The sequence below is a fragment of the Phaeovulum sp. genome (assembly GCF_041596715.1).
GTDB lineage: Bacteria > Pseudomonadota > Alphaproteobacteria > Rhodobacterales > Rhodobacteraceae > UBA6213.
Genome location: NZ_JBFHIA010000150.1, coordinates 1 through 7,851 on the forward strand (window position 1 = coordinate 1; position 7,851 = coordinate 7,851).

At 63.6% G+C, this 7,851-nt stretch carries 8 protein-coding genes and 1 pseudogene; 3 read left to right on the top strand and 6 right to left on the bottom strand.

Going from position 1 to position 7,851, the window contains the following annotated elements; genetic code table 11:
- On the top strand, positions 1-561 hold a 561-nt coding region (locus tag ABY403_RS10860), incomplete at its 5' end, for a cation transporting ATPase C-terminal domain-containing protein (RefSeq protein WP_372840828.1).
- On the opposite strand, the gene ABY403_RS10865 is transcribed toward ABY403_RS10860, so the two are convergent.
- Genes ABY403_RS10865 through ABY403_RS10880 form a run of 4 tightly spaced genes read right to left on the bottom strand, consistent with a single transcriptional unit; the run spans position 558 to position 4,492 of the window.
- Positions 558-1,868 (bottom strand): HlyC/CorC family transporter, encoded by a 1,311-nt coding sequence (locus ABY403_RS10865; protein WP_372840829.1) that lies wholly within the window; start codon positions 1,866-1,868, stop codon positions 558-560. The genes ABY403_RS10860 and ABY403_RS10865 overlap by 4 nt on opposite strands.
- Positions 1,865-2,806: a tyrosine recombinase gene (locus ABY403_RS10870; RefSeq protein WP_372840830.1), complete on the bottom strand. Its 942-nt coding sequence runs from the start codon at positions 2,804-2,806 to the stop codon at positions 1,865-1,867. Before ABY403_RS10870 ends, ABY403_RS10865 begins: the two co-directional genes overlap by 4 nt.
- The gene (locus ABY403_RS10875; RefSeq protein ID WP_372840831.1) at positions 2,803-4,368 is read right to left on the bottom strand and encodes a hypothetical protein; all 1,566 of its coding nucleotides are present in this window, start codon (positions 4,366-4,368) and stop codon (positions 2,803-2,805) included. Before ABY403_RS10875 ends, ABY403_RS10870 begins: the two co-directional genes overlap by 4 nt.
- The gene (locus ABY403_RS10880; RefSeq protein WP_372840832.1) at positions 4,355-4,492 is read right to left on the bottom strand and encodes a hypothetical protein; all 138 of its coding nucleotides are present in this window, start codon (positions 4,490-4,492) and stop codon (positions 4,355-4,357) included. The genes ABY403_RS10875 and ABY403_RS10880 overlap by 14 nt, the downstream gene beginning before the upstream one ends.
- 146 nt (positions 4,493-4,638) lie before the next feature.
- Between ABY403_RS10880 and ABY403_RS10885 the strand changes: the two genes are divergently transcribed.
- Entirely contained in the window at positions 4,639-5,208 is a 570-nt protein-coding gene (locus tag ABY403_RS10885) for a shikimate kinase (RefSeq protein WP_372840833.1), read from the top strand.
- Positions 5,209-5,210: 2 nt separating this feature from the next.
- Positions 5,211-6,314: a 3-dehydroquinate synthase gene (gene aroB / locus ABY403_RS10890; RefSeq protein WP_372840834.1), complete on the top strand. Its 1,104-nt coding sequence runs from the start codon at positions 5,211-5,213 to the stop codon at positions 6,312-6,314.
- Between the two features lie 28 nt (positions 6,315-6,342).
- Here the strand turns inward: aroB and ABY403_RS10895 are convergent, their stop codons facing one another.
- Together ABY403_RS10895 and ABY403_RS10900 are read right to left on the bottom strand one after the other, a co-directional pair.
- Positions 6,343-7,641, bottom strand: coding sequence for a branched-chain amino acid ABC transporter permease (locus ABY403_RS10895; RefSeq protein ID WP_372840835.1), 1,299 nt, complete (start codon positions 7,639-7,641; stop codon positions 6,343-6,345).
- Positions 7,638-7,851: pseudogene (locus tag ABY403_RS10900) on the bottom strand (branched-chain amino acid ABC transporter permease); the annotation flags it as partial. The gene ABY403_RS10895 and the pseudogene ABY403_RS10900, both read right to left, overlap by 4 nt.

The following is a 7,851-nucleotide window of genomic DNA, read 5'->3' on the forward strand; positions in this document are numbered from 1 at the left end:
ATGATACTGGGCCCAATGCATGTGGCGTTTCTGGAAATGGTGATCGATCCGGTCTGTTCACTTGTGTTCGAAGCCGAGAAGGAGGAACGCAATGTGATGCGCCGCCCGCCTCGGCGTGCGGGTGCGCCACTGTTTTCGGGGGCCACGATGGCCTGGGCGGGTGTGCAAGGGGCGCTGAGCTTTGTGGCCGTTGCCTTGGTGCTTTGGTTTGCACCAGACTACGGGTTGACGGGCGAACAGGTGCGCGCGCTTTGCTTTGCGACGCTGGTTCTGGTGATCGTGGCGCTGATTGCGGTAAACCGCACCGAGGGTGCCTCGCCGCTTGAGGCCTTGCTGCGCCCGAACCGGGCCTTTGCGGTGGTGCTGCCACTGGTCGGTGCGATGCTTGCAGTGGTGCTGCTCTGGGGCCCGGCGCAGTCATTGTTCGGCTTTGCCAGCTTGCCCGCGGTCTCTTACGTCGTGCCGCCGCTGGCCGCGCTGGTGGTGCTATTGGCGCTCGAGGCCGCCAAGGCGGTGCGGGGGCTGGCGCTGCGCGGACGCCAGCACCCGATAGAGCCTTAAAGCGGGCGGATCTTCATGCGGGCGATGCGGTTTTCCTTGCGGCTAATCACCTCGAAGCGAAAGCCGTGGAACGAAAATACCTGCCCCTCGGTCGGGATCATCTGCGCCTCGTGAATCACCAGACCGGCTATGGTGTTGGCCTCGTCGTCGGGCAATTGCCAATCCATCGCGCGGTTGAGATCGCGGATGGTCATGGTGCCATCGACAAGATAGTCGCCGGTTTCGGTGCGCTTGAGTTGCGCTTCGCGGGCCACGTCAAACTCGTCGGTGATCTCGCCAACGATCTCTTCGAGAATATCCTCAAGCGTCACCAGCCCGCGCAGATCGCCATATTCATCGACCACCAGCGCAAAATGCGTGCGCCGCTTCAGAAACTCGCGCATTTGTTCGTCCAAAGGCGTGGTTTCGGGCACGAAATAGGGCTTCATCGCGATCTTCATCACATCGAGTTCGCGCACCGAAGAAAAGTTGCCATCTTCGCCGCGCACCACCTTTTCGACCGCGCGCAGAAGGTCTTTGGCGTGCAGCACGCCCACCACGTTCTCGCGCTCGCCCTTGAACAGCGGCAGGCGCGTGTGGGGCGAGGCCAGCACCACCGTCAAAATCACATCGGGGCCTGCGTCGGCGTCGATCATTTCAACCTGGCTGCGGTGACGCATCACCTCTTCCACGGTACGGTTGCCAAGGTCGAGCGCGCCCAGCAACCGGTCGCGGTCTTCCTTGGCGACGGTGCCTTCGGACTCGCCCAGACTTAGCGCCCCGGCGATTTCCTCGTGAATACGAAAGACCTGCGTGGAGGGGTCGGTGCGTACCCCGAACAGCATCAGGATGCCGCGTACGATCAGGCGCACCATGCTCACCACCGGTGCCAGCACGCGGGTCAGAATCTGCACCGGGCGCGCCACTCGTGCGGCGACCGCCTCGGGCAAGGTGATCGCGTAGGTCTTGGGCAGCACCTCGGAAAAGATCAGCACCAGCGTGGTCATCACGAGCGTTGCCAACGCCACGCCGCTGTCGCCGAAAAGCCGCGTCATAAGCGCGGTGGCCAAAGACGCGGCGAAGATGTTGACGACGTTGTTGCCCAAGAGCAGCGCGCCGATCAGCTGTTCGCTGTCCTCGGTCACCACAAGGGCTGCGCGCGCGCCACGGTCGCCCCGATCAGCGCGGGCGCGCAGGCTGGGGCGAGATGCTGCTGTAAGCGCGGTTTCAGAGCCCGAGAAAAAGGCTGACACGACCAAGAGCGCCACGATCGCGCCGGCGGTGATCCAGAAGGCAAGGTCAAAGGTGGCAGTGGCAGGTAGAGTCATTTTTCGTCCTTTCGCGCCAGCGGGTGATGCGTCAGCACCAGATCGCGCAGGCGGGCGTCAAGCACATGGGTATAGATTTCGGTTGTAGAAAGCTCTGCATGGCCAAGCAGCATCTGGATGGCGCGCAAATCGGCCCCCCCTTCCAGCAAATGCGTGGCAAAGGCGTGGCGCAGCACATGCGGGCTGACGCGGGTGGGCGCAATGCCTGCGGCAAGCGCAAGACCCTTCAGCAACACAAAAAACTGTTGCCGCGAAAGATGCCCTTCCGCGCCACTTCCGGGAAAGAGGTATCTGGAGGGCGCGGCCCTGCGGGCAATGCGCGCAGCCTCTTCAGCCGCGTCGCGGCACGCAAGCCATGCGGCAAGCGCCTCGCGCGCCGGGCGTGACAATGGCACCATCCGGTCTTTGCCGCCCTTGCCACGCACCATCAGCATCGCCGGATTACCGCGTGCAGCCGCGACCGGCAGGCCGACCAGTTCGCTGACCCGCATCCCCGTGGCGTAAAGCAATTCCATCAGGCAGGCATTGCGCAGCCGCTCGCCTTCGTTGCGCCCATGCGCCGCTGCCGCCGCCAAAAGCGCCTCGACTTCGGCAAGGCTCAGGGTCTTTGGCAGGGCCTTGCTGCGGCCCGGGCCGGAAAGGCGCAGGCTGGGGTTTTCGGCCCGCCAGCCTTCTTCATAGGCGAAGCGGTAAAGCTGGCGGATCGATGAAAGCCGCCGCGCGCGCGTAGATTTTGCCAGCCCCGACGCTTCGCAAGCCACAAGATAGGCCTCGATATCGCCCTGTGCCGCGGTTTCAAAGCCAAGCCCACGCGCGCCAAGCCACGCGGAAAAATCGACCAGATCGCGGCCATAGGCCAAAAGCGTGTTGCGCGCGGCCCCAGCCTCCGCTGCCTCTGCCTCCAGAAATGCGGCTATCCGGTTTTCGTCCGAGATCACGCAAGCGGCTCCAGCAATAAAAGCTCCAGCGCGATGCGCCGCGCTGCGGTTTCAAGCCCGAGCGTGCGCAGCAGCGTCAACGCCGCGCCAACTTGCCGTAAATCGCCGCGCGCGCCACCGGTCAATGCCTCGACCGCCAACAACAGCGCCTCGCCGCGCCGATCGGCTGCCACCAGCCCGGCATAGGGCTCGCTCAGATCGGCTTGTGCATCGAAGGCCGTTTTAACCGCAACGCCGCGCACGTTTGGCGCAAGCAACCCCGCCGTATCGCCCTTGGCGATGCCAAGCAAGATACGCTCGCCCGCTGTTTGCGGCACATGCTGCGCCGCGATCGACTCGAAATCCGGTGACAACATCCCCAGCCTGAATGCAACCGCCGCCGCCTCGCCGGTAAGCGGCAAGGTCGCCAGCGAGCGCGCGAATAGCGCGGCAAGATGGCTCTCTAGCCCCACTTCTGCCAGCAGATCGCGCGTATCTGGCAAGACTGCGGCCACCGCATCGGCATTGCGCGCGGTGATGGCCGCATCCAGCCGCGCCATTGCTGCGGCGCGCTCCCAAACCCCGCCAGATGCCGCGGCGCTTTGTTCGGTATAAAGCCCAAGCAACTGGTTGGGTTCGACCGAACCCATCCGCGCCAAGCGCTCGCCCGCCTCGATCCGTGCTTTCCAACCTGTGTTGGTGCGCAGATCGGCCTGCGCAAAGGCCAAGGGCAGGGGTGCCGTGGGCATGGGCTGGCCCACCGCCTCCATCAGCCGAAAGCGCAAGGGTGACATACGCTCGGGCGCGGGCAGGTCTTCTGCGCCATCCGCCCCCTCTGGGTCAAGAAAGCGCGCAAGCAAGTCGATCATATCAGGCTCGATCAGCCCCAACGCCTCGGCACCGCGAAAGCTGAGCACCGCCGCCTGCCAGTCGCCGTTTCGTGCAAGGCAGAACACCTGCACCGGATAGGAAGGCGAAACCTCGGGCGTTGCGCCCAAGATGCGGCAGGCGCGCGATTCCTCGCCCAGAAGCAGCGCAATGTCGAACAGGCGGCGAAACCGCTCTGGCTCGGCGGCACCGGCCATTTGCAGCAGTGCGAATGCTGGTTCCAGCGCCCCCATTTCCAACAAGGCATCGACCCGCGCCAAAAGTAGCGGACTGGTGCTTGATGTCTGACGGGGGGCGTCGAGTTCCGCCAGAATCACCAGCCGTAGCAATGCCAGCAATGACGGGGTGGTGTCGGTGCGCTCGCGCTTCAAAAGCGTGGCAAGATCGGCCTCGGGGGTCGCCCCCCAAAGCCCGCGTGGCAGGCCGCTGCGTTCGGGTGCGATCAACCCCGGTGCCAGCGGGTTAAGCGGGCCGAGCGGCGCACTATCCACCTCACCGATTGTCACGCCGTGGCTGACAGGTGCCTCGGCACCAAGCGGGTTGACTGGTTCCCCGCCTACCTGCGGCGGCACCAGCACTGAACGCGACAGCCAGTCTATCGCCGACAAAGGCTCTTGCGCCAAGGCAGGCAGCGCCTGAAGCCCGGCCACCAGCCCAAATGTCAGCGCCGCAAGGCGGGGTTCAGTACGTCGCATCTAGATTGACCGGTTGTCGCGTTTCTTGGGGCGGCGCGCTCATATCGCCAAGATAGGCGTAGCCAGCCAGCCCCGCCACAGCGAGCACCGCCAGAATCACTATCGCCTTGAGAATACGCATCATTGCCTGCCCCTGTTATCGCTGTTGCCTCGGTTTATCGACCCGGCAATTATATATGGCATTTTTCCGAAGATCACGCCATTCAGGGCACAAGAATTGCAAACGCGCGGAGCGCCGCCACGTGGCGCTGCCGGATCGGAAGGAAAGGCATGCCCAAAGCTGCGGCAAAGCCGCCCAAATTGGCCCGCCCGGTGGTTCTGGTGGGCATGATGGGCGCCGGCAAAACCGCCGTGGGCACGCAGCTCGCGCGGCTTTTGCGCGTGGCTTTCATCGATAGCGATGCCGAGATCGAGCGCGCCGCGAACCGCTCGATCGCCGAAATCTTTGCGCGCGATGGCGAGGCTTTCTTTCGCGCCCGTGAATCCGAAGTTCTGGCGCGGCTTTTGGCCGGGCCGCCGGCCATTTTATCAACCGGCGGCGGTGCCTTCATGTCAGAGCACAATCGCGCCCTGATCGCGGGTCAGGGTGTTTCGGTCTGGCTTAAAGCGGATATCGATCTGCTATGGCAGCGCGTGCGCACCAAAACAACGCGGCCCTTGCTGCGCACCGCCGACCCTCTGGGCACGTTGACCGCGCTGCTTGCGGCGCGCGAGCCAATCTACGGGTTGGCGCAGGTGGTTGTCGAAGCCGAGGCAGGGTTGAGTGTCGATCGCATGGCACGCAAGGTGCAGGCGGCGTTGAAGGCAACGCCGGGGGTATTTGCAGGGCAGGGGGGCTAAGCATGGACCGGGTTCGTGTGGAGCTAGGCGCGCGCGCCTATGACGTGGTGATCGGCGCGGGGCTTCTGGCGCGTGCCGGTGCGGAAATAGCGCCACTGCTGCGCCGCCCGCGCGTGGCGGTGATCACCGACGAAACGGTTGGCGCGCTGCATCTGGACGCCCTTCGCGCGGGTTTGGGTGATGTTACGATGCGCGCGCTTGCGCTGCCCTCGGGCGAAGCGACGAAGGGGTGGGAGCAGTTCAGCCGCGCAGTCGAATGGCTGCTGGGCGAACAGGTAGAGCGCGCCGATCTGGTCGTGGCTTTCGGCGGTGGCGTGATCGGCGATCTTGCGGGTTTTGCGGCGGCAGTGCTGCGGCGCGGGGTGCGCTTTGTGCAAATCCCCACAACCTTGCTGGCGCAGGTTGACAGCTCGGTCGGTGGCAAGACCGGCATCAACTCGCGCCACGGCAAAAACCTGATCGGTGCCTTTCATCAGCCAAGCCTTGTGCTGGCCGACATCGACCTGCTTGCAACCCTGCCCAAACGCGACTTTCTGGCAGGCTATGGCGAGGTGATGAAATACGGGGCACTGGGCGATGCCGGATTTTTTGAATGGCTCGAAAAGCATGGGCCGGCACTTGCGGCGGGCGATGCGGCGCTGCGGGCCGAAGCGGTGCGCCGTTCGGTGGCTATGAAAGCCGCTATCGTGGCACGCGATGAAACCGAAGAGGGAGAGCGCGCGCTACTTAATTTGGGCCATACCTTCGGGCACGCGCTTGAAGCCGCCACCGGCTATTCCGCCCGGTTGCTGCACGGCGAGGGGGTGGCGATCGGATCGGCGCTGGCGTTCGAGCTTAGCCAGCGCTTGGGGCTATGCGCGCAAGAAGCGCCAAGCCGCTTGCGCGCGCATCTGCGTGACATGGGCATGAAGGTAGACCTTGCCGATATCCCCGGCGATCTGCCCGACGCTGACGCGTTGATCGCGCTGATGGCGCAAGACAAAAAGGTGGTTGACGGGCGGCAGCGCTTTATTCTTGCGCGCGGCATCGGCGCGGCCTTCGTTAGCGACGCGGTGCCGCGCGATGTGCTGCGCGCGTTGCTCATCGACGCGCTTTCTGTGCGCTGAGGCAAAGGGGGGACTAGCGCCCCCCACATTATTTTTCGGGTATCAGGCCACGCGGGCTGAAGCGAAGCACCAAAAGCATCACCAACCCCATAGTCAGAAGCCGCATCTGTTCGGCCGAATCCTGAAGATGCGCCTTCAACACCGAACCATCTGCCATGCCCGCCGTGACGTAGCCCATCAACTGCGGGCCCCATGTTTCGGCCTTGGTATAGAGATACCAGATCAGCATGGCCCCAAGCACCGACCCATAGTTGTTGCCAGAGCCGCCGACGATCACCATCACCCAGATCAGGAATGTATAGCGCAGCGGAATATAGCTGCCCGGCGTCATCTGCCCGTCGAGCGTGATCATCATCGCACCACCCAGCCCGCAGACGGCCGAGCCGATGATGAATATCTGCAAATGCCGAAGCGTTACGTTCTTGCCCATTGCGGCGGCGGCAATTTCATTGTCACGAATGGCGCGCATCATCCGCCCCCAGGGCGAGCCGAGCGCCTTTTGCGCCAACCAGATCAGCAGCATGAGCACGATCAGGAACAGCCCCGAATAAAGAAGTTTGACCGTCAGCGTCGAGGCCGTGACAGGGTCAATACCAAGGCCCGCCGCACGTTCGACGAAACTTGCAGTTGACTGCAAGTCAACCTCGCGCGGCACAGGCCATGGGCGGGGGATGCCGTTCACGTTCAGAACCCCGCGCGCCAGCCATTCTTCGTTGCGCAGCACCGAAACGATGATTTCCCCGATCCCAAGCGTGGCGATGGCAAGATAGTCCGAGCGCAGGCCAAGCGCGGTCTTGCCCACCACCCATGCCGCACCCGCCGCGAACAATGCGCCGACAGGCCACGAGACCGCAACCGGCAGGCCAAGCCCGCCAAGGTTGCCCGCCGCTGCGGTGTTGATTGCCTCGATCGCACTGCTGGCAGGCCCGAAAAGCGCGCGATACGCCAGAAATCCGGCGAAGAGTATCAGCGGAATCGCCACGACCCGCACTTGCAGACTGGCGCGTCGGTTCACAATGACCGCCGCCCAAAGCGCCGCAGCAGCAACTACGAACGAAAGGATCAGCCCAAGCCCACCTGCCGAAAACGCGCCCGGGTTGGGGGGCATTGAGATCAGCACTGGCGCAAGCCCGCCCAGTGCCACAAACCCCACAACGCCAGAGTTGAAGAGGCCCGCATAGCCCCATTGCATGTTCACCCCAAGCGCCAGCACCGCCGAAATGAGCCCCATGTTGAAAATGCCAAGCGCGGTATTCCAACTGCCGAAATAACCCTCGACCAAAAGTAGCAGGGCCATTGCCGCGAACAGTATCGGAGCGCGCTTCATACCGATTTCCCCTTGAAGAGGCCCGTGGGCTTGAACAGTAGCACGATGATCAGAATCGCAAAGCTGACTGCGAACTTGTATTCAGTGGACAAAAGCTGGATCGGCCCACTCGGCGTCCAGTCGCCGGGCACGAGGTAGGCCACCACCCTGCGAAAATCGAAGGTGACCGCCACCTCTGAAAAGGCAATCACAAAGCCCCCCGCAATCGCG